The organism is Natrinema sp. 74 (assembly GCF_046097095.1).
GTDB lineage: Archaea > Halobacteriota > Halobacteria > Halobacteriales > Natrialbaceae > Natrinema.
In genome coordinates this window covers 3,058,054-3,079,493 of sequence record NZ_CP175698.1, presented here as the reverse complement: position 1 = coordinate 3,079,493, position 21,440 = coordinate 3,058,054, and the positions used below count along the sequence as shown (strand labels likewise).

The 21,440-nt window shown below is 64.6% G+C and carries 20 protein-coding genes and 1 pseudogene; 9 read left to right on the top strand and 12 right to left on the bottom strand.

Annotated elements, in window-relative coordinates:
- Positions 1-47: 47 nt before the first annotated feature.
- The 3 genes from ACJ70B_RS15360 to ACJ70B_RS15350 all read right to left on the bottom strand — a co-directional run bounded on the left by ACJ70B_RS15360 (position 48) and on the right by ACJ70B_RS15350 (position 2,347).
- Entirely contained in the window at positions 48-857 is an 810-nt protein-coding gene (locus ACJ70B_RS15360; RefSeq protein ID WP_408957864.1) for a formate/nitrite transporter family protein, read from the bottom strand.
- A gap of 288 nt (positions 858-1,145) precedes the next feature.
- Entirely contained in the window at positions 1,146-1,478 is a 333-nt protein-coding gene (locus ACJ70B_RS15355) for a chorismate mutase (RefSeq protein WP_408957863.1), read from the bottom strand.
- Positions 1,475-2,347 carry a shikimate kinase gene (locus tag ACJ70B_RS15350; RefSeq protein WP_408957862.1) on the bottom strand — a complete coding sequence of 291 codons (873 nt, stop codon included), beginning with the start codon at positions 2,345-2,347 and terminating at the stop codon, positions 1,475-1,477. Before ACJ70B_RS15350 ends, ACJ70B_RS15355 begins: the two co-directional genes overlap by 4 nt.
- A 124-nt stretch (positions 2,348-2,471) precedes the next feature.
- On the opposite strand from ACJ70B_RS15350, the gene ACJ70B_RS15345 reads away from it, so the two are divergent.
- Positions 2,472-2,939, top strand: coding sequence for a DUF5796 family protein (locus ACJ70B_RS15345; RefSeq protein ID WP_408957861.1), 468 nt, complete (start codon positions 2,472-2,474; stop codon positions 2,937-2,939).
- Positions 2,939-3,184, top strand: coding sequence for a hypothetical protein (locus tag ACJ70B_RS15340; RefSeq protein WP_408957860.1), 246 nt, complete (start codon positions 2,939-2,941; stop codon positions 3,182-3,184). The genes ACJ70B_RS15345 and ACJ70B_RS15340 overlap by 1 nt, the downstream gene beginning before the upstream one ends.
- A 13-nt stretch (positions 3,185-3,197) precedes the next feature.
- On the opposite strand, the gene ACJ70B_RS15335 is transcribed toward ACJ70B_RS15340, so the two are convergent.
- Complete coding sequence (locus ACJ70B_RS15335) at positions 3,198-3,332, bottom strand: hypothetical protein (RefSeq protein WP_408957859.1); 135 nt, start codon at positions 3,330-3,332, stop codon at positions 3,198-3,200.
- Positions 3,333-3,416: 84 nt separating this feature from the next.
- Positions 3,417-4,316, bottom strand: coding sequence for a ribonucleotide-diphosphate reductase subunit beta (locus ACJ70B_RS15330; protein WP_408957858.1), 900 nt, complete (start codon positions 4,314-4,316; stop codon positions 3,417-3,419).
- A gap of 86 nt (positions 4,317-4,402) precedes the next feature.
- On the opposite strand from ACJ70B_RS15330, the gene ACJ70B_RS15325 reads away from it, so the two are divergent.
- Positions 4,403-5,038 carry a helix-turn-helix domain-containing protein gene (locus ACJ70B_RS15325; RefSeq protein ID WP_408957857.1) on the top strand — a complete coding sequence of 212 codons (636 nt, stop codon included), beginning with the start codon at positions 4,403-4,405 and terminating at the stop codon, positions 5,036-5,038.
- Between the two features lie 117 nt (positions 5,039-5,155).
- Positions 5,156-7,390 (top strand): AAA family ATPase, encoded by a 2,235-nt coding sequence (locus tag ACJ70B_RS15320; protein WP_408957856.1) that lies wholly within the window; start codon positions 5,156-5,158, stop codon positions 7,388-7,390.
- 46 nt (positions 7,391-7,436) lie between these two features.
- On the opposite strand, the gene ACJ70B_RS15315 is transcribed toward ACJ70B_RS15320, so the two are convergent.
- Positions 7,437-8,267 (bottom strand): alpha/beta fold hydrolase, encoded by an 831-nt coding sequence (locus tag ACJ70B_RS15315; RefSeq protein ID WP_408957855.1) that lies wholly within the window; start codon positions 8,265-8,267, stop codon positions 7,437-7,439.
- 126 nt (positions 8,268-8,393) lie between these two features.
- Positions 8,394-10,622 (bottom strand): CDC48 family AAA ATPase, encoded by a 2,229-nt coding sequence (locus ACJ70B_RS15310; RefSeq protein ID WP_408957854.1) that lies wholly within the window; start codon positions 10,620-10,622, stop codon positions 8,394-8,396.
- Positions 10,623-10,831: 209 nt separating this feature from the next.
- Here ACJ70B_RS15310 and larC point away from each other — a divergent pair, with 209 nt between their 5' ends.
- Positions 10,832-12,220 carry a nickel pincer cofactor biosynthesis protein LarC gene (gene larC / locus ACJ70B_RS15305; RefSeq protein WP_408957853.1) on the top strand — a complete coding sequence of 463 codons (1,389 nt, stop codon included), beginning with the start codon at positions 10,832-10,834 and terminating at the stop codon, positions 12,218-12,220.
- 292 nt (positions 12,221-12,512) lie between these two features.
- Here the strand turns inward: larC and ACJ70B_RS15300 are convergent, their stop codons facing one another.
- From ACJ70B_RS15300 to ACJ70B_RS15290, 3 genes are all read right to left on the bottom strand, one after another.
- Positions 12,513-12,839, bottom strand: a complete 327-nt coding sequence (locus ACJ70B_RS15300) for a hypothetical protein (protein WP_408957852.1) — start codon at positions 12,837-12,839, stop codon at positions 12,513-12,515.
- Positions 12,840-13,328: 489 nt separating this feature from the next.
- Positions 13,329-13,715 carry a hypothetical protein gene (locus ACJ70B_RS15295; protein WP_408957851.1) on the bottom strand — a complete coding sequence of 129 codons (387 nt, stop codon included), beginning with the start codon at positions 13,713-13,715 and terminating at the stop codon, positions 13,329-13,331.
- A gap of 692 nt (positions 13,716-14,407) precedes the next feature.
- Positions 14,408-14,842: a hypothetical protein gene (locus tag ACJ70B_RS15290; protein WP_408957850.1), complete on the bottom strand. Its 435-nt coding sequence runs from the start codon at positions 14,840-14,842 to the stop codon at positions 14,408-14,410.
- Positions 14,843-15,580: 738 nt separating this feature from the next.
- Between ACJ70B_RS15290 and ACJ70B_RS15285 the strand changes: the two genes are divergently transcribed.
- Entirely contained in the window at positions 15,581-17,080 is a 1,500-nt protein-coding gene (locus ACJ70B_RS15285; protein WP_408957849.1) for a hypothetical protein, read from the top strand.
- A gap of 134 nt (positions 17,081-17,214) precedes the next feature.
- On the opposite strand, the gene ACJ70B_RS15280 is transcribed toward ACJ70B_RS15285, so the two are convergent.
- Positions 17,215-17,949, bottom strand: a complete 735-nt coding sequence (locus ACJ70B_RS15280) for a hypothetical protein (RefSeq protein ID WP_408957848.1) — start codon at positions 17,947-17,949, stop codon at positions 17,215-17,217.
- A 178-nt stretch (positions 17,950-18,127) separates the two neighbouring features.
- Here ACJ70B_RS15280 and radB point away from each other — a divergent pair, with 178 nt between their 5' ends.
- Positions 18,128-18,865: a DNA repair and recombination protein RadB gene (gene radB / locus ACJ70B_RS15275; RefSeq protein ID WP_408957847.1), complete on the top strand. Its 738-nt coding sequence runs from the start codon at positions 18,128-18,130 to the stop codon at positions 18,863-18,865.
- 51 nt (positions 18,866-18,916) lie between these two features.
- Here radB and ACJ70B_RS15270 read toward each other — a convergent pair whose 3' ends face one another.
- Positions 18,917-20,074 carry a CBS domain-containing protein gene (locus ACJ70B_RS15270; protein ID WP_408957846.1) on the bottom strand — a complete coding sequence of 386 codons (1,158 nt, stop codon included), beginning with the start codon at positions 20,072-20,074 and terminating at the stop codon, positions 18,917-18,919.
- A gap of 106 nt (positions 20,075-20,180) precedes the next feature.
- Here ACJ70B_RS15270 and ACJ70B_RS15265 point away from each other — a divergent pair.
- Both ACJ70B_RS15265 and ACJ70B_RS15260 read left to right on the top strand, forming a co-directional pair.
- A pseudogene (locus tag ACJ70B_RS15265) lies at positions 20,181-20,489 on the top strand (lycopene cyclase domain-containing protein); the annotation flags it as partial.
- A gap of 93 nt (positions 20,490-20,582) precedes the next feature.
- Positions 20,583-21,323, top strand: coding sequence for a CAP domain-containing protein (locus ACJ70B_RS15260; protein ID WP_408957845.1), 741 nt, complete (start codon positions 20,583-20,585; stop codon positions 21,321-21,323).
- The last annotated feature ends 117 nt before the right edge of the window (positions 21,324-21,440 follow it).

The window sequence follows — 21,440 nt, the reverse complement described above, 5'->3', positions numbered from 1 at the left end:
CCGTTTGATTTTATCGTTCGATTCGTTTTCTGACTGGTAAGTACTGTTTACCCGCCGCCGCGGACGACGTGGCCGTATTTGAGGAGCGCGACGAAGACGCCACCGCCGATAGCGTTACCGACGGTTGAAAGCAGGAGAAATTTCGCATAGTCGAAAACGGTGACGTCGGTCGAAACGACCAGTCCGAACAGCACCTCGACGTTGCCCGCGATCGAGTGTGGGAGGTGGAGCATGCCGATCGAAGCGGTGACGAGCCAGATGATGACCAACCGACTGGTCGTCTCCTGTGCGGCGGCGAGCAGCCACGCGACTAGCCCCATGAGCCAGCCCGCGAGGATTCCGGCCACGAACAGCCACCGAACGCTGTGATCGACGAGTTCGTGGGCGATGATCCCGAACGCGTCGGCCGAGGCGACCCCGAAGTCCGGCACCAGCACGACGACGAAGATCGTAAACACTGCGCCGCCGATGACGTTGCTAATCCATACCAATCCCCAGACGCGAGCCAGATTCGCGATCGACGCCCGGCCGGCGAGAACGGGCATCACGGCGAGGGTCGTATGCTCGGTAAACAGCTCCGAGCGCGCGATAATGACGAAAATAAATCCGACGGCGTAGGCGCTCGCGAGGAGCAGTTCCGTGCCGAGATCGCCGTACCCGCCGTCGGAGAGCGTGAGCAAGACCGCCATCAGCAGGGGGCCGAACCCGATGTCGAGTCCGGCGGAAAACCCCGAAAGGAGGAGGCCCTCGGTTTCGCGCTCCATCTCGTGTTGGCCGGATTCAATTACCGATTCGAGGATCGTCGGTGCTGGGGTCTGCTTACTGGCCACGGCCGGCTCGGGATCCGAGTCAGTCACGCTATCCTCCGTCCCGTGCCGCGATTGCAGTGCGGTGTTTCCCGAGTCGGATCATATCCCTCACTACGGGCCGCGGATGGAAGAAACATAGGATGAGACCGTGTCGCAAACCGAACGGTCCCGCACTGTAGACGGTCAATTCGTACGGTGCGGTTCTCGGCTGAGACCGAACACCGCCGCGATGTCGAGGACGCGTTCCGTCCCAGTTCACGGATCCGTCGGAGCACCGTCTCGAGGGCCAGCGTCGTAGAGGACCGAATCTTGACGGGAGACTGCCTGTTTAGCGTGCTATCGATTCTCGCGCTGCTCGACCTTGTTCAACTCGATCAATAGCCGGAAGATCGCTTTGACCAGATTCGCGTCGACGTCGAACTGTTCAGCGTTATCGCCGGCCCGTTCCATGACCTGCTGTTCTTGCTTCTCGTCGGTCGTCGGCAGTCCCTGTTCGTCTTTGACCGCCGCGATCGTGTCCGCGACGTAGGTCCGCTGGGCGATCAGTTCGACGATCTCTTGATCGATCGTCCGGATCTCCTCGCGGAGTTCGTCGAGGTCCATCTCGTCCGGTGTTCGGTTCTCGTCTGTGCCGCCGTCCGTCGCCGCGTGCTGTGGCTCTCGAGTCATGTCGTTCGTGTTCCGTCCGTTCGCGTTCGCAGTAATCGTGTCGTTCCATCGTGTTCGCCCCACCGCTTCTGGACCGTCTCGAGCGTCTCGCGGTCGCCGACGGCGACGTAGCTTGGTCCGGTGCCTGACAGCGAGACGCCGGTCACGTCGGGGAGGGCGTCGATTATCGGACCGGTCGAGAACTCGAGTGCGCCACAGAAGGCGAAGCCGTTGACGGTCATCGCCTCGCCGTAGCGGCCATCGAGCGCGAGTTCTTCGACGAGATCGGCCATCGGGGCGACCCGTTCGCAGGCCGAGACGTCGGCGTCGGCGCTGTAGGACTGTTCGGGCGGGGTGTAGACCAGTGCGTGCCAGTCGATCTCCTCGCGAGCGAGCAGGGCGTCGGCGGTGTTGTCGGTCACCGTCACGCCGCCGAGCATGCTCGCGCTGGCGTCGTCGAACGCGCCCGTCACCGTCACGCCGGCGTCACGGGCGGCTCGGACGCCGAGCCGACAGGCCTCGATCCGCTCGACCGCGTCGGCGATCTCGAGGGCGTCGAGGGTCGCGAGGACCGTTGCGTTGGCTGCGGCGCTGGAACTCTTCAGGCCGGAAGCCATCGGGACCTCGCTCTCGGTTCGAACGCGGGCACCGACCGTCGATGCGTCGAGTCCGGCCCGATCGGCGTACTCGTCGATCGTCATCGCGGCACAGCGTTCCACGAGCGTCGTGTCAGCCTCGGGCTGGCCGGCGACCTCGCCGACGATCTCGCCGTCGTCAGTGAGATCGACGGTCGCCGTCGTCTCGAGGTCGATCGCGAACGCCGACCCGGTCCCGGTTGCGAGCGCGTTGAGCACCGTCCCGGCTGCGGGGGCGACAGCACGGCCGTCCATACGGGAGTACTCTCAGAGGGCGTACTTACGGCTGACGATCCACGGGACACAGTAGCGAGACACGCATCGCCCACGCCCCTCGGAGAACGGACGCCTTTTCCCCGATCCGACCGAATGTGGGCGTATGAGCGCACGGAACAACGTCGCCCCCAGTACGATCGGGGTCGACCTCGTCGACGGCGGCGTCGTCGTCGAGTATCTGGACGGCCGAGACGTGTTCTATCACGGCCCGCCCGACCCCGTCGAAGGGGCGGTCACGACCCCGCCGGGCAAGGAGGTCCACGTCCTCGTCACCGACCCCGACGGCGTCGAGGGCGTCATGACCTACGTCAACGACCGAAACACCCACGACGATATCCTCGAGACGACTGGCGTCGGCCGCGTGATGCTAGACCGTGACGACGAAGAGGACCTGTTCCCGGGCGTCACCGTGTCGACGGAGGGCTACTCGGTCCGCGTCAAGGCGGACCTCGATCTCGTCGACGGCCGTGTCTTCGTCTTCGCAGAAGACGAGATGAGCGAACACGCCTACGAACTCGTCGAGGGCGACAGGAACGACATCGACGGGAGTGACGAGGGCGGCGAGGACTAATGCCGCTGCAAAAGCCCTGGCGCGATCTCGAGCGCGAGGCGATCGCCAGCGCGCCGGATCGCCCCGGCGTCTACGAACTCGGCGACGGGTCGGGGACCGTGCTGGCGGTCGACCACGGCGTCCTCCGTGACGAACTCAAGAGCGTGCTGGCCTACGGCGACGGCGACCGTGTCCGCTGGACGGAGACCCACACGCTCGAGGCGGCGCGCGAACTGGCGGCCGAGCACCGCGAACGGCTCGAGTGACTCGAGCGATGGCTCACTGGATGTAGGACGGATCATCCCCGTCACACCGCGATTCGTGTTCCGTCGCGTCCGATTTCTCGTCGAAGAGTAGCCCACAGGTCTCACACTCGTACCAGATGGCGTCGTCGCGTTCGGTCTGGACTACCATAGCGTTCGATGGGTGACGAACGACAAAAGGCGTTTCTCCGCGCGTATCGCGCGCCGAGAATTGAGAAGCGCAGTGAACGGCGTTTCAGGCGTCGAGCTCGGTCAGTTCCTCGACGTCCGGAATCCGTTCGCTCGCGCTGGTGATCTGTTGCATCCGCTGTTCGTGCTTCGTGTACGCGTAGTCGGCCAGATCGGACGGACTCGGACCGGGACCGCCCTCGGTGCTGGCACCCTCATCGCCAGCCAAACTCGCCTGGACGAGCGGGACCAGTTCGTCGACCGTCTCGTGGAGGAGGTCGGCGTCGACCTCGCCGCTGGAGACGAGTTCCTTGAGTTTCGCCATCCCGAAGCCGACGTGGCGACCCTCGTCGCTGCGAACCAGCTTGAGTCCCTCAACCAACCCTGGCAAATCAGGCAGTTCGGGCTCGTTCTCGCCGTAGGCCAGCGTGAGCCCGTAGTAGCCGGTCTGGGCCAAGATCCCCTCGATCGTCAGGTGGTAGTGACAGTGAGCCTTCGCGCGGTTTTCGGGCGTGTCCTCCTCGAGCAGCAGCGCCATCGCCTGCTCGTTGCGCTCGAACAGTTCGTCGTAGGGCTCGTTGAACCACTTCTCGTCGGTCGGCGACGACGGCTCCTGTCCACGCCGCTTCTCTTCTGCGCGGATCACGTCGCGCCAGTAGCGATCGAAGAAGTCGGTGTGTTTCGACTCCTCGTAGAGCTGCGTCGTGATGAACAGCTGGTCCTCGATGTCCTCGAGGACGACCGCCAGCGGCGAGAGGTCCTCCGTCACCGACTCCTCGCCCGCGCCGAACAGTGCGAGCGACTGTTTGAGCCCCTCGAACGCCAGGTCGTGGAGTTCGGCGACTCCCTCGCGGTCCGCCTCGAGGTCGATCTCGTGGGGATCCCAGTGTTTCTCGACCGCGTTTCGGTAGTAGTTGTGCGATCGGGTTCCGGTCTCGAGTTGCATCGCCGGTTCGTTGGTGGTCATTCTCAGCCGAATATATGCGCTGGCGGCCGATGACCTTGTATCTCACTCAGTAGGGTGTTTAAGTAACGACGAACCGAACGGGCGGCATGGGACTCATCGCCGAATTTCAGGTCAACTCCGACGATCTACCGCTGACGGACGCGGTGGCGGCCGTCCCAGAGATCACCGTCTACATCGACCGCATCCTCGTCGACGATCCCGATCGGCCGGTCGTCCTCTGCCGGGCGGTCGACGACCCCGGTGACGAGTTTGCGGCAGCACTCGAGGCCGATCCCACCGCTGAGACGTACGCGACGATGGAAAACGCAAGCGGCGGGTCGACGTACCGAATTCGGCTGCGCAATCCGCCACTGCCGATCTATCGGAAATACGTCGAACTCGGCACCACGCCGCTGGGCGGGATCGTGACCGTCGACGGCTGGTGGGGCCGAGCACGGTTTCCCGATCGGGAGGCGCTCGCGGAGTATCGGGCGTTCGTTACCGATCGCGGCGGCACGTTCAAACTCGAGCGACTCACTCGCGAGTCGTCGGCCGACGATCCGCCGTTCGGGCTGACCCGCGAGCAGTACGAGGCACTGGTCGCGGCCCGCGACGCGGGTTATTTCACGGTCCCACGGGAGGCTTCGACCGAGGAACTCGGCGATCAACTCGGTATCTCGGCCCCCTCCGCGTCCGAGCGACTTCGCCGCGGCATCGATCGGCTGCTCGAGAACGCGCTGTGATCGTGCCCCCTGGGACTCAGGCAGGCCGTCGGGACGCTGTCCCTGTCCCGTATCCACGAGCGTTCGCCGGCCGGCGATGGGACAATTCTCAAGGCGATCCACCCGAAAGGAACCGACATGAGTTCGTCGGAATCGGGCGGCGTCACGCTGTCGGTGCGCGCCGCAGAGAAGGGAGATGCGGGACGGGGCGTCGCGCGGATACCGGAGTCGGCGCGACGCCGGCTCGGCATCCTCAGTGGCGACGCCGTCGTAATCGAGGGCGACGAGACGACGATCACCAAGCTCTGGCCGGCCGATCCGTCGGTCCCCGACGACGTGATCCAGATCGACGGGGACACCCGCGCCAACGCCGGCGTGCACGTCGGCGATACGGTGACCGTCCGACCGAAGGACAAATCGAGCATCGTCGACGCCGATCGGATCACAGTGGTCGCGCCGCCGGGACTCACCGAGAGCCAGCGGCGGGCCGTCGAGAATAGTGCGGCGGAGAACCTTCGCAATCGACCGGTACGCACCGGCGAACAGGTCCGGATCGAAGGCATCGATAAGCAGCCGTTCCGGGTCACCGACACGGCCCCCGGCGGTGACGTTCGAATCACGAGTTCGACGACGGTCCGGCTCGTCGACCCGAACGGTGGGTCGAACACCGCTCCAAACTCGAGTGCCACCGGCTCCGACGGCCGCGGCCGGCAGTCCGATGGATCACCGCGTACGCCGGCCACCGCCGATGCCGCCCTCGAGTCCGAGGGAGACGACGCTGCACTGAACTCCGGCGTCACTTACGAGGACATCGGGGGGCTGGACGAGGAACTCGAACTCGTCCGTGAGATGATCGAGCTCCCGCTGTCGGAGCCGGAGCTGTTCCGACGACTGGGCGTCGAGCCGCCGTCGGGGGTCCTTTTACACGGCCCGCCGGGGACCGGGAAGACGCTGATCGCGCGCGCCGTCGCCAACGAGGTCGACGCCCACTTCGAGACGATCTCCGGGCCGGAGATCATGTCGAAGTACAAAGGCGAAAGCGAGGAGCGACTCCGTGAGGTGTTCGAAACGGCCGAAGCGAACGCGCCGACGATAATCTTCTTCGACGAAATCGATTCGATCGCCGGGGCGCGCGACGACGAGGGCGACGCCGAAAACCGGATCGTCGGCCAACTTTTGACCCTGATGGACGGGCTCGACGCCCGCGGCGAAGTGATCGTCATCGGCGCGACCAACCGCGTCGACGCGATCGATCCCGCGCTCCGCCGTGGCGGCCGCTTCGACCGCGAGATCGGGATTGGCGTCCCCGACGAGGAAGGCCGCCGCGAGATTCTCGAGGTCCACACGCGTGGCATGCCCCTCGCAGACGACGTCGACGTCGACGCCATCGCCCGGCGGACCCACGGCTTCGTCGGAGCTGACTTAGACGCCGTCGCGAGCGAGGCCGCGATGGCCGCTATTCGCGACCGCCCGACCGAGACCGACGCGCGCCGCGAGTGGAGCCGGAACCCGACGGTCCGGAAGACCCACTTCGACGCGGCGCTGGCGTCCGTCGAGCCTTCGGCGATGCGCGAGTACGTCGCCGAGTCGCCGACGATCGACTTTTCGGACGTGGGCGGGCTCGAGGAGGCGAAGGACACCCTCCGGGAGTCCGTCGAGTGGCCGCTGGTCTACGATCGCCTCTTCGAGGAGACGAACACCGAGCCGCCGTCGGGGGTCCTCTTACACGGCCCGCCGGGGACCGGCAAGACGTTGCTCGCACGCGCGCTGGCGGGCGAGACCGACGTGAACTTCGTCCGCGTCGACGGCCCCGAGATCGTCGACCGCTACGTCGGCGAATCGGAGAAGGCGATCCGCGAGGTGTTCGAGCGCGCCCGCCAGTCGGCACCCTCGATCGTCTTCTTCGACGAGATCGACGCCATCACGGCCGCCCGCGGCGAGGGCCACGAGGTCACCGAACGCGTCGTCTCGCAACTGCTGACCGAACTCGACGGAATGCGGGAGAACCCGAACCTCGTCGTCCTGGCCGCGACCAACCGCAAAGACCAGATCGACCCCGCGCTCTTGCGCCCCGGCCGACTCGATACCCACGTCTTCGTCGGCGAACCCGATCAGGCGGCTCGCGAGAAGATCCTCGCGGTCCACGCCGAAGGCAAACCGCTATCCGACGACATCGACATCGCCGACCTCGCGGCCGACCTCGAGGGCTACACCGGGGCCGACCTCGAGGCGCTGGTCAGGGACGCCTCCATGCGCGCGATTCGAGAGGTCGCCGACGAATACGGCCCCGAGACGGCGAACGAGAAGGCCTCAGAGGTCCGGATCGAACGGCGGCATCTGGAGGGGGCTCGAGAGGCGACTGACGGTTCGTAACGATCCTGCCGAATTCTTCGCGTCCGGACGCCTCTCACCAGACGTGCTACCTGGTGAGGAACGCTTCGAGGTGGTCGCGGTACGCTGTCGGCCGATCCTCGACGACCCAATGGCCGGCGTCCTCGAGTGCGACGACGTCGCCCCCGATATCCTCGACGAGTCGGTGCCCGTCGTCGACGGGTTGTTCCGCGTCCGCTGCCCCCCACAGGCACAACAGGTCGGCGTCGATAGCTCCGTAGTCGATTTCGGTCGTGTGGTTCGTGTTCGTCGCGACGGCGGCGCGGGCGAACGCTCGCTGCCCGTCCGCGCGGAGCCAGGGCTCGGTCATCCCGTCGGTCCACGCCGAATCCACGTCGTCTCGTTCGAGCCCGTCGACGAACGCGCGATCGAGTCGCTCGCGGAACGCGTCGCGCTCCAGCTCGAGCGTTCGAGGGAGGCCGAGCGAGGTGATGTACTCGACCGGCCAGGAGCCGTACGCCGTTGCGTTCGAGAGGACCAGTTTGTCGACCCCATCGTCCGTATGAGCCGCGTATCGCAGTGCGACGCCGCCTCCGATATCGTGGCCGACGAGGTGGAACTCCGTGAGGCCGAGCTGGTCGACGAGGTCGGCGACGACCTGCTCCTGGGCGCGGATCGAGCGGTCGAAACCGTCGCGTCGATCGCTGTTTCCGTATCCGACGAAGTCCGGAACGATCGTTCGAAACCGCCCCTTGAGCGAGGGGGCAATTCGTCGCCACAGGTACGACCACGTCGGGATTCCGTGGAGGAACAGGACGGGAACGCCGTCGCCCGCGTCGCGGTACGCCAGCGACAAGTCGTGGCCGTCGACGGTGACAGTCGTCTCGGTCTGTGACGCAGACCAGGTGTCGTGATTCACGTCTCGCCGTTCGACCGTGAGCCGAATAGTGGTACGTGGGACGGTATCCGATCGAGCATGACGGCGGTGAACCAGCGATTTGAAAACGAACCGCGAACGGAACGGGAACGGCGAGAAACGCTCGCGCTACTGGAAGCCGATCCGGCTGCCGCGACGGCCGGTCGGATCGGGGCCGCTCGTGCCGCCCTGGAACTCCTCTTCGATCTGCTCGTAGTAGTCGAGGATGTCGTCCGTGATCGTCGGCCGGACGTTCTCCATGGCCTGCCGGAAGTGACGCATCTCGACAACGTCTGCTTCCTTGTCTTCACGCAGGGCCTCAATGGCCGCTTCGCGGGCGATCGACTCAAGGTCGCTACCGACGTAGCCGTCCGTGATCTCGGCGATTTCGCGAAGCGTGACGTCCGCGGCCAGGGGCGTGTCCTGGGTGTGGATCTCGAGGATCCGCTCGCGGCCGTCGACATCGGGCTCGCCGATCATGACCAGCCGGTCGAAGCGACCGGAGCGCAAGAGCGCGGGGTCGATCATGTCCGGCCGGTTGGTCGCGCCGATGACCATCACGTTGCCCATCTCCTCGAGACCGTCGAGCTCGGTCAGCAGCTGGTTGACGACCCGCTCGGAGACGTTCGAGCCAGTTTCACCGCCTCGGCCGGGCGCGAGCGCGTCGAGCTCGTCGAAGAAGATGACCGTTGGCGAGACCTGGCGGGCCTTGCGGAAGGTCTGCCGGATGGCCTTCTCCGATTCGCCGACCCATTTCGAGAGCAGCTGCGGGCCGCGCACCGAGATGAAGTTCGCGTTGGTCTCGTTGGCGACGGCTTTGGCCATCAGCGTCTTCCCGGTGCCCGGTGGGCCGTAGAGCAACACGCCGGCCGGCGGATCGATCCCCAGCCGTTCGAAGCGCTCGGGGCTCGAGAGGGGCCACTCGACGGACTCCTGGACCTGCTCTTTGGCGTCGTGGAGGCCGCCCACGTCGTCCCAGGAGATCTTCGGCAGTTCGACGAGAACCTCGCGCATCGCCGAGGGCTCGACCTCGTTGAGCGCGCCGCGGAAGTCCTCGCGCTTGACGATCATCCGGTCGATCAGGCTCGGCGGGATGTCCTCCTCGTCGAGATCGATCTCGGGGAGGTAGCGCCGGAGCGCCTTCATCGCGGCCTCCTTGGTGAGGCTCTCGATGTCGGCCCCGACGAAGCCGTGGGTCTCGTCGGCCAGGTGGCCGAGGCTCACGTCGTCGGACAGCGGCATGCCGCGGGTGTGGATCTGGAGGATCTCCTCGCGGCCCGTCTCGTCGGGGACGCCGATCTCGATCTCGCGGTCGAACCGGCCGGGGCGGCGCAGCGCGGGGTCGACGCTATCGACGCGGTTGGTCGCCGCGATGACGATGACCTGTCCGCGGGACTCAAGGCCGTCCATCATCGTCAGGAGCTGGGCGACGACACGGCGTTCGACCTCGCCGGTGACGTCCTCGCGTTTCGGTGCGATCGAGTCGAGTTCGTCGATGAAGATGATGGAGGGTGACTCTTCGGTGGCGTCCTCGAAGATTTCCCTGAGTTGCTGTTCGGACTCGCCGTAGTACTTCGAGATGATCTCCGGCCCGGCGATAGAGAAGAAACTGGCGGAGGTTTCGTTAGCGACGGCTTTTGCGAGCAGGGTCTTCCCGGTACCCGGCGGACCATGTAAGAGGACGCCCTGTGGCGGCTCGATGCCGAGCTTCTTGAAGATCTGTGGGTGCTTCATCGGGAGCTCGACCATCTCCCGGACCCGCTGGATCTCGTTTTGTAAGCCGCCGATGTCCTCGTAGGTGATCCCGCCGCCAGTCTTCTCGAAGCCGGAGATGGGTTCCTCGCGGAGTTCGACGTCGGTGTCCTCGGTGATGAGGACGACGCCTTCGGGTTCGGTCTCGACGGCGATCAGCGGAATCGCCTGCCCCGGCGACCGCATGAACGGATGGTTCGTCGAGCTCATGACCGGGACGATGTCGCGGCCGACGACCGGCCGCTTCAAGATCTGTCGTTTCACCATGCCGGCGGCGTCGGAGCCGAACTGCACCGATGCCTCCTCCGGCGGTGCGAGGGTGAGTTTGTCGGCTTTCGTCGCTTCGGCCTTGCGGATCGTCACTCGCTCGCCGATGCCGACGTCGGCGTTTTGGCGGGTGAAGCCGTCGATGCGGACGGTGTCCGTGTTCCAGTCCTGTCGGTCTGCACGCCAGACCTTCGCGGCAGTGGTGTCTGCCCCCTCGATTTCGATGATATCGCCCGGACTAAGCTTTAGATGTAAGAGCGTGTCCGGGTCGAGTCGGGCGATACCACGACCCGAGTCGTTCGGGTACGCCTTGGCAACCTCCAGTTGGACTTCGTTCATGATTAGGGATGGACGGCGATGTCTTTCACTCCGATTCGCGAGCGGATATGTTTTGTGTTAGCCCACATTTCTGTGCTAACTCGTACCATGGGGACGTAAGTCGGGACGGTACAAAGATGTGCCGAACTCGGAGGTATTTGGCCCCATCGACGGCCAGCCGAGCGACCGAGAGGGGAGGGCTTTTGCGGCTTCCACGCCCCGTCGTACGTATGCAAGTCTTGGCCTTCGACGGCCGGATGGGTGCAAGCGGCGACATGCTTCTGGCCGCCCTCATCGACGCCGGTGCCGATCCCGATGTCCTCGAGCCGATCGCGGACACTCTCGACCTCGAGTATCGGATCGACGACGCGGAAAAGAGCAGTATCGCCGCGACGACGGTCGACGTGTTCCTGACGGACGACCGCTCGAGCGACAGTGCACACGACCACGGGGCCGACGAAGCGGACGGAGGTGAGCACGATCACGGCGAACACGATCACGGCGGACACGACCACGGCGACGGTGGGAACGGCCATCAGCACGATGACGATGGCCACGACGGCGAGGGACACAATCACGGGCACGGACACGGCGATCACGGCGGCGTCCGCGCCGAGGGCCACGGCCCCCACCGCAGTTACGTCGAGGTCCGCGAGATCGTCGCCGACATGGGCCTCGAGCCGGCGGTCGAGCGCGACGCGCTCGCGATCTTCGAACTGCTCGGCGAGGCCGAGGCCGGCGTCCACGGCGCGGACCTCGAGTCGATCCACTTCCACGAGGTCGGAGCTGACGATGCCATCGCGGACGTGGTGGGTGCTGCGGCGCTGATACACGACGTGGATCCGGATCGGATTGTCACGACCCCGCTCGCGACCGGCGGCGGGACGGTGTCGATGAGCCACGGCGAGTACCCCGTGCCGACGCCGGCGGTCGTCGAGATCGCCCAGCGGGCCGACTGGTCGCTGCGCGGTGGGCCGGTCGACGCCGAACTGCTGACGCCCACCGGCGCGGCGATACTGGGCCACGTCGCCGACGGCATCGACTCTTTGCCCGCACTTTCTCTCGAGGCGTCGGGCTACGGCGCTGGCGGCTACGATCTCGACCCCCATCCGAACGTGCTTCGCGCGCTGATCGGGACTGGGGACGGCGAACTCGCAAAGGACGATATCGCGGTGCTCGAGACGAATCTGGATGACGCGACGCCCGAGGTACTGGGCGGATTACAGGAGACGCTCTCGCGTGCGGGCGCGAGAGACGTATCGATCCTCCCCGCGACGATGAAGAAGTCTCGGCCCGGTCACCTCGTGAAGGTCATCTGCAAGCCCGCGGACCGGGAACGCGTCGCCCGAGCGCTGGCCGAAGAGACGGGCACGCTCGGCGTGCGGGACGCCGGCGTCACGCATCGGTGGATCGCCGAGCGGGAGTTCGAGACGGTGACGCTCGAGATCGACGGCGAGGAGTACGCGGTCACCGTCAAGATCGCGAGCGATGCGGACGGTGAGGTCTACGACGTAAGCGCTGAGTACGACGACGCGGCGGCGGTCGCACGTGAGAGCGGTCTCGCGGTCAGGGAGATCGTCCGACGGGCCGAGCGAACGCCGGCGGACGAACTGCGGTGAGCCCGTTCGTCGCTCGGGTCGGCGGTCCGTTCTGTTACCAATATGCCGGTCGACGGCGTCGGCGCTGTTTCGAATACCGACGCTGACGCGACCGACACGATCGTGGGTCGACGGCCGTGCAGACGGTGAACGAAGCGCCGACTCGAGAGAGACCGGTACCAATCTGGAACCCGGTCACCGGTACGTGTGGGCCGAACGAGCGGCGAGACGCACTGATACACTGCTCGTGTGCTCGTCGGCGGGAAACGGAAAAAATCGAGTGCTCCGCTGCTCGTGTAGTTAGTCGACGGTCTTACAGAAGGTCGAGGAGGAAGGAAAGGCCTCCGTCACCGCCCGTCGCAGTACCGCCGTCGCCGCCGACACCGATGCCGACGCCAGCGCCACCGTCACCGCCGTCACCGCCGCTCTGGTCACTGGCGATGGGGATCAGTGAGTTACCGCCGTCGCCGCCGTCGCCGCCGTCGCCGCCGACACCGACGCCGACGCCGTCGCCGCCGTTAGCTTCGGCGTCTCCTCCCGAAGCGTCTGAGGTTGGCTGTGCTGCTACTGCGCCTGCTGCCATGGTCAACATCCCCACAGCCATCGCAACTGTGAGCATGATCGTGATCGTTCGTTTCATGGTTGTTTGTAGGCACGCGCATGGGTCAGGAACCTCCCCTTCAGGTACACCCGTTCCGCGGTGTACACGTCCGACCTCGAGCGCGTCACCCATTTCCCTCTCGTGACGGAGACCCGCTTATAACTAAAATATTGTTCCAGTTACATTATCTCGGATTATTCGTCGGCGTCCCCACAGAATCGATGAAACGGTGGTCCTACGTACGGGGGTACCAGTACCACATACCGGTTTCGCAGTTCTAACGGGTCAAACCGCGTCACGTCCCGGAAACGGACGGTGAACGAACAGCGGTAGTGCGGTGCTACGTTCGCTGTGTCGGCTTCGCTCGAGTGCAACAGTGGTACCGGGAGTGACTTCCCGTATCCATCGCTATCACCGTCGGCTACTGGCCGCGGATCGGTATTACGGTGGTCGTTCCGCCGAGAAACTGCCGCCGAAAAACGGAAGCAAAATATCGGAGTCGGGAGCCGACGGCGCACCGACGGTGGCTCAGTTCGTGTTCTGCTGGTTGATGACGGTCGTCGCATGCGCGGTACCGCCGTCACCAGCGGTCGCGTTACCGCCGTCGCCACCGGCACCGATGCCGGTACCGTCACCGCCGTCACCGCCGTCACCGCCGAAGTAGTCCGACAGGATGCTCAACAAGGAACTACCGCCGTCACCACCGGCACCACCGGCTCCGCCGACGCCGACGCCGACGCCGTCACCGCCGCTGGCGTCGGCGTTCCCTCCAGACGCGTCGGCGACGGTCGTCGCTTTCGCGGAGTTGATCTGAGTGACGCTGCTACTCGATGCCGCTACGGCCCCAGCCCCCATCGTAAGCAGTAGGCTGAGGGCCAATGCGACCGCAATCGTGGATCGAATTACTCTCGTCATGGCTGGTCGTAGGCAGACACGCGCGGGCCGCTGGACCGACTCGGCGTCTCGATCGGCCGTCCGACAGCGTTGCAGTCCGTCCGATCGATCCGAGCGACTGCCCGGCGCATTGCCCAAGCAACAGTGTCTATAATCTGTTGTATTAAACCAGACGACAGTTTCGGTGACTATTCGCGGTTTGAATCGAGATAGACTCTCTCAAAATTGGTTAGGGTTTCTCTTTGAGATGAATTTCACTTCAGTTATACTATCGTGATGGCGTCCTCATCACACTTTGATCAGATCGCGGTCGCTTCTTGTCTTCCGTGTAGCGCGCCCGTGTACGATACCTGTAGCCGAACCGAACGAGGCTCTCTGACGCGTGGCCTCCTGCCGCCCGGGAGTTGCGACGGTGGCGTTGCAACTGGTGCTGTGCGAAGCCCGCGTTTCGATCGGACTCGCTCGATGATCTGGGCAATCGATACCCCGCTCGAGAGCGGTAGTCGGTCGACTGTCGCCATCGACACGCAGCTCGGAAAGTCACGCGAAGCCACGCGTCTCGGTCGCGCGATACAGAAGCAGTACGGATGTCCGCCGTCCGAGCGACGATATCAGGAGCGGCTCGAGAACGGTAGTCGGTCGACTCATCGACGACGCATCGACCACTGCCGAGAAAGAAAACGAGGGTCGAAGCGAACGGTTCGGTCTTGCGCTTAGGCGTTGACCCCGAGGTTTCCGAGGAGCGTTTCGATGATACTGTTCAGGTCATCGCCGGTGATGCCAGTGGTATCGTCGTTACTGGCTTCGGCCTCGGCTTCGGACTCGGACTCGATGTCGTTCGAGGCGACCGTGGTCGTGTCCTCGACGGTGGCATCGTTGCTCTGGTTGACGTTCTGTTGCTGGTAGGCGTTCGTCGTCGCCTTGCCTTTGTCCGCGTAGGACGACGCGACCTGCTTCTGCGAGTTACTGTTGCTCTGGTCGACGCTAATACTGGTCTCGGCGTTCGCAGTTTGGTTTACGTCTTCGACTTCGCTTTCGGACTCGGCGTCGGCTTCAGAGTCCTGTGCCGCTGCTGTTCCCGCGAACCCCGCGAACGCGAGGCCGCAGATGAGCGCTACTGTCAGTGCGAGCGTGAGCGTGCGTTTCATTGGTGGTCACCGTTTTCGTCATCGGGCAAACGCGTACGAACCACACTAGAGGTCGCGCGTGAGGAGACCGCTCCTCAAGTGACGGTGCTGCGTTCGTCACGAGAGCGTACTCACCTCCCGACACCCCCGCGTGTGACGCGTTACCCGAGCGGAGCTATCGGCAAAGAGTCCTTTGAACCCCGCAAACGGTTTCGGCATCGAATAGACGATTAGCGCTCCCGGTCTCGGCTCGTCTCTTCACGACGAGATCGTTCAGAATCGACAGCCTCGAAATTATCCTCGAAACGAGGACCTATTGAGTGATTGACCGGAGATTCGACGGGCAGTATCCCGCCGTACCGCCTCGGAAACAGCCAGTGGTAACTGGTTGTCACGTCGTTCTCGAACGCAAATCGCCGGATTCGATTCTCGAAACGGTTCGGAACCTGTCCGATTCGATGCAAACCGAGCGGCGGTTCGATCCGGGTGTTCGCTGCGCCCGTTCGATCGAATCGCGGGCGGCCCGCACTGCCGCCGGTCCGAGCGAAGTAGGTGGTTTCTCGCAGTAAGGGTTATCCTTCTAACCACTAGGGAGTTTCATCCGTTTTCCAATCTATCGATAACAAAGTCACTCTTTCGGATAGGATGGTTCGCGGCGAACAGACTCAGAAACGAAAGACCATCACGACGAAAATCACGCGATCAATGACAAACGACACGACGAGACGGTCACAGGCTACGAAATCCATTATGGCATGTATGGTCGTCCTGTCCGTACTGGCCGCCGGCGTTCCGGCGGCCACCGCGGGCGGCGACGAGAATCTCCAAAACGGAGCGATACATGCACTCGAGAGCGGCGAAGAGCTGTATCTGGTCTTCGGCGCGGACCTCAGCGGGCAGTCACTCGAGGAGTACGTCGATCAACACGCGGACGGCTCGGCCAACGCGACGGCCGAAGTCATCCAGTACCAGGACGTCGATCAGGTCAACATCAACGAGCAGGGCTCGGCGGTGTCGATCTCGATCGACGGCGGCGAAGCGACGGCCGTCCAGGAGGCGAACCAGTTCAACGACAACGAGCAGCGCGGGGCGGCCATCGCGGAGAACCGCCTGCAGAGCGCGAAAACCCAGTTCGAGAACGTCGGTAACGTCAACATCATCATCGGTGACGGCGGCGACCAGATGTTCGACGGCTGGGCGGTCAAAGACAAGAAGGGCGGCGACGAGACGGTCACGCAGGAAGCGATCGCCTCCGTGAACCAGTCTCAGGAGGTCGCGCAGGCCAACTACAACAACCAGAGCACCGCGTTCGCGCTCGCGGTCAACGACAGCGACGCGACCGCCGTCCAGCAGTCCTACCAGCGAAACGAGAACCTCCAGGAGGGCGTCGCGAACGCGTCAAACGTCTACCTCGGTGACGGTAAGTTCGGGCACAAGAAAGACAAGACGGGCGACAACGGACCGTCTACCGGCCAGGACGCGAACGCGCTGGTCACACAACAACAGGACGTCGAACAGGCGAACGTCAACGAACAGCGCGGTTCCGTTGCCATCGCGGTCGGCCAGAACAGCACCGCCACGGCGATCCAGTTCACCGACCAGAGCAACCTCAACACGCAACTCGGCAAGGCCAGTGCCACCAACCTGCTGGCCTCGTCTCCCGGGATGAACGTCGCGACCGCAGGTGACGTCAGCGACGACATTCTCTCGACCGAGACCCAGCCGAACAAGCCCGACAAGAAGAACAAGAACGGCGGCGAGCAGACCGCGACTGCCGGCGTGGTCCAAGAGCAGGGCGTCGAACAGGCGAACGTCAACCTGCAAAACAACGCCATGGCCATCGCACTGAACGGCAGTCAGGCCACCGCCATCCAGCTGGCCTACCAGCAGAACTACAACGCCCAGGTCGGGTACGCCAACGCGCTGAACGTCTATGCGAGCCCGGGCTACGTCTCCGACGACGTCACCCGCACCTCGAGTACGACGCTCACCGTTGACGGCAACTCGGGCACGGAAAACCCCGGTATGTCGTACGACTACGCCGCCAACGCCACGCAGACGAACGACGCCGACCAGCAGGCCAGCGCGGCAATCGAACAGCAACAGTTCGTCACGCAGGCGAATCTGAACAAGCAACACACCTCCGTCGCGGTCGCCGAAAACGGCGGGAGTGCCAGTAGCTCGCAGATCACCATGCAGGAAAACGAGAACATCCAGTTCACGTCCGTCTCTGCGACGAACGTCTGGGCCGGCGCATAACGGCATTCGGTCACACGGTCGATTTTCGACCGACGTGACAGCCAATTTTCGTTTCTTTCGGTCTCGCGACTCGAGAGCGCCGGCATTCGAACGCGAACGTCGAAGGCGCGTTGTTGCTTTCCTACGACAGTATCTTACGTCTCGTCGTCTCGATGCTCGGCGAGCGCCTCGTCGATCGTCAACTCACCAGCGGCGACCCGACGCGCGAGGACCTCGTCGATCGCTCGATTGCGCTCACTTTGCTCGCGCGACCGATCCTTGATGACCTGTATCTCACCCTCCGTCGGTTCGATCTCACGCGCGTCGACGACCTCACCCTCGAGTTGGGCGATGTTGACCGCGGCCAGCACGTCGCCCATTCCCCGCGCGCCCGTGCCGAGGTAGGGCGTCGTCCCGGTCTCGTCGACGAGTTCGACCTGCACGTCGTCGAGGTCAGTGACGAGTTTCGCGCTCTCGAGGCGGGAGCCGTCGCCGATGCGGACGATCGGGGACGGGGCCTCGGCGACTTCGCGCTGAATCACGTCGACGGCGTCGCCCAGTGGTACCTGAAAGGCGGCGACAATCGTCTCGCCGGTGAGGACAGCGATGCCGGGCTTGCGACCGGGGTCAACGCCGATGATCGTCCGGCCGCCGTCGCCGCGGACCGCGGCCAGCGCTTGATCGACCGCGCGCCGGGGCTCGTCGGGGTCGGCGACGATCGTCGACACGGCATCGAAGCCGTCGGCGTGATCGGCTCCGGTGACGACGACGGTCGTCCGCTCTGGAAGTTCCTCGTCGGGCTCGATAGTCGTAAACGTCGTCCCGCGGTCGCGGAGTTCGTTGACGACGCCGTGATACACTTCGAAGTCTGCCGTCGCGACGACGATCACATCGCCGCTTCGCTCCCGCGGTCTATAAACGTACGCGAACCGCCCGCGCAAAGCGCGGGAGTCGGATCGAAACCGCCCGAAGCCGGCCGCGAGACCCGCGTTCACCCCGGTCCGGGATCGCCGTCGATTCCCGGACCCGTTCCGGGGCCTTTTTGCGCGTACCCTGCCAACTCGAATCGTGACCGACGAGGCGATTCACACCGGCTGTGGCCCGGTCGACGAGTTACTCGGTGGGGGGTTCGAACGCGGCACCGTCACGCAGTTGTACGGCCCGCCGGCCGCCGGCAAGACGAACGTCGCGCTGTCTGCGGCCGTGGAAACGGCCGTCGACGGCGACACCGTCGTCTACATCGACACCGAGGGCGTCTCGGTCGACCGCTTCCAGCAGTTACTCGAGGCCGCCGTCGACGACGAGGCCGCGGCGGACAGCGACGACGAGGCCGACGACGTCGAGGCCGTCGCCTCGCGGATCGTTATCGAGGACGCGCTGGACTTCGAGGAGCAGGCGGAAGCCGTCCGCGACGCCGAAGAGTTCGCCGAGCGCGCGGACTTGATCGTCTTGGACAGCGCGACCGGCTTCTACCGGCTCGAGCGAACCGGCGACGGCGACGAGGGAGAGGCGCTGCGCAGCGTCACTCGGCAGGTGACCCACCTCCTCTCGCTGGCTCGCAAACACGACCTCGCCGTCGTCCTGACGAATCAGGTCTTCGCCGATCCGGACTCCGATCGAACGAGAGGACTCGGCGGAAACACCTTGGAACACTGGACCGGTACGATCGTCCGCCTCGAGCGCTTCCGGGGCGGCAACCGGCGCGCGACCCTCGAGAAACACCGCTCGAAGCCCGCCGGCGAATCGGTACAGTTCCGGATCACGGACACGGGACTCGAGGGCGGGGACGAGACGGCTCGTCCCTGACGAGACGAGCGAAAAACGGAGCAAATCGACGGCGGCGCGTCGACGGCCGGACTATATTTCGTTCAGTTTCCGCAAGAGCTGACCGCGGTACTCCTCGTCGCTGGTGACGCCCTTGAGCTCTAAGACGTTGCGCTCGAGTTTGTCCAGCGCGACGCGAAACGAGTTCTCAGCGCCGTAGCCTTCACCGGTGCCAGCGATCTGGCCCTGGTTGGTGCGCAGGCGGGTCTGACACTGGACCAGCGGGGTGCCACGGAGCTTCTCGTTGTGTTCGTGAAAGCGGACGTGGGCGTGCATCACCTGCATGTCGGCGTACTTGTCCGCGACCTCCTCGACGCTCTGGACGATGGATTCCCGGCTGATGGTGTCGAGCATCGAGATGTTCGTGATTTGGACATCCATGTGCTCCTCTTCGGTGAACGTCAGCGCACGCAGGACGTCCGTCTTCGTGATGACGCCGATGACGATCCGATCGTCGTCCGCCGGCGTGACCATCAGCCCCGCGAAGTCCTGCTCGAGCATCGCTTCGACGGCCTCTTTCGCGGTGGCGTCGAGAGTGGTCGTCTCGACGGGACTGTTCATGATGTCGTAGACCGGCATATCGAGCATCCGCTGGGTGTCGCCGACCCGGTCGCCGGTCGTCGTCGAGTCGCTCTTCCGGATGACGAAGTCGGCGATGTCGTGGGTCGTCACGACGCCGGAGAGGTAGCCGTTCTCGTTCATGATCGGCAACCGGGAGATGCCGTGTTCCCGCAGGAGGTTGATCGCCTTGCCGATCCCGTCGTCCTCGTCGACGGTGACCGGATCCGCCGTGTAGATGTCTTCGACGGTGAGCGCGTCGAGGTTTTCGAGGACCGCCTCGAGGATGGCGTCGTCGGTGATGACGCCCCAGAGCTCGCCGTTTTCGAACACCGGTGCGACCTTCTCGTTGCTCTCGACGAGCACGCGTGCGGTCTCCCGGACGTCCTCTTGGCGGTCGACCTTCGGTGCCGGTGCGTTCCGGCTGGGTTTGGTGAGTGCCGCCACCTTGGCGTCGTCCTCGACGTGGGACTGGAGCACCTCCCGTTCGCTGATGACGCCCTCGTACTCCCCGTCGTTGGTGACGATGATACCCTTGGGGTTGCCGTCCTCGAACATGGAACGGACCTTCCCCATGCGCGTCCCGACGTTGACTTCGATGAAGTCCGTGGTGGCGATATCAGCGATATTCATTCTTCTAGTCGGACGTACTGTCGCCGAGGTATTTAACGTACTGCCCGTTTTGTCCGGGTGGCTCCAGCAACGGGATTTTTGTACGGGCCGTTGAAGCCCAGCACCGATGCGCGACATAACCGTCTTCGGTCGGTATACCTATCTCGTCACGGAACTCCTCTGGGGAACCGTCGCCGTCGCCCTCCTTCGGCGGGCAAACGCCTGTCGGAAGGCGGCGGTCACTATCCTCGTACTGTATCCGATCGCCTACGTCTGGGACCGCTACACCCTCGCCGTCGGCGTCTTCGATATTAAGCTCCGGACCGGGATCGATATCGCCGGCATCCCGCTCGAAGAGCATCTCTTCATGGCGGTCGTTCCTGGCCTCGTCATCGGCATTCACGAGACGATCTTCGGCGACGATGGCGGAGCGAATGCGACCGCATACCTCTCGCGGGTCACACGCTCGCGTCTCACTGACTGTGATCGTCCGCGACTGATTTGTACCGCCGGTCCAACAGACGACTAAATGGGTAGCCAGCGGCCGAGGACGGTGCGGACGGACGCGGACGGGAGCACCGACCGTGCGCTGGTGCGGGGCCTGCTTAACTTCCTCGTCGCCGTTGCCCTCGTCTGTTCGCTCGTACTCGGAGCGGCGCTGTTCGCACCGCAGTTCATCGACGGTCCGGTCCTCGAGGGCGACGTCTCGCCCAGTTCCGACCCGCCGCCGATCGGCAACTGCACTCCCGTGGCGACCGACCCCGACGATCCGGGGACCTCGAGCTACGAGACCAGCGTCGAAGTCGTCGACTCCGCGACCGTCGAAACCTTCGTCCACGCCGAGGTCAACGAGCGGCGGGCCGAACACGGCCTCGAGCCGATTGGGTGCGACGGAACGATCGCATCCGTCGCGCGCGCTCACAGCTACGATATGGCGCAGCGCCGATACTTCGCTCACACGAACCCCGACGGCGAGGGTCCCTACGACCGGTTCCGAGACGTGGACAGCTACTGCCGCGGATACGGGGAGAACATCGCCAAGACGTGGATCGGCCGACCGGTCAATCGCCCCGGCGGCGACGGCGTCGTCCGGCACCGAACTGCCGAGGGGCTGGCGACCGGCCTCGTCAACCAGTGGATGAACTCCACGCCCCATCGACGAGCGATCCTTGAGAAGGGCGACACGCCCCACTGGGATCGGGCCGGCGTTGGCGTCTATATCGCGGAGGACGGTGCGGTCTATGCGGGTCAGAACTTCTGTCTGGTTTGATGCCCGCTCGCGGCTCATCGGATTCGGTCTCTCCGGGTCCATCACGGCCGGTGACAGTCGCATCGAGAACGACCGCACAGGATCGGGACCAGCGACTGCAGACGACTTACAGGTTCT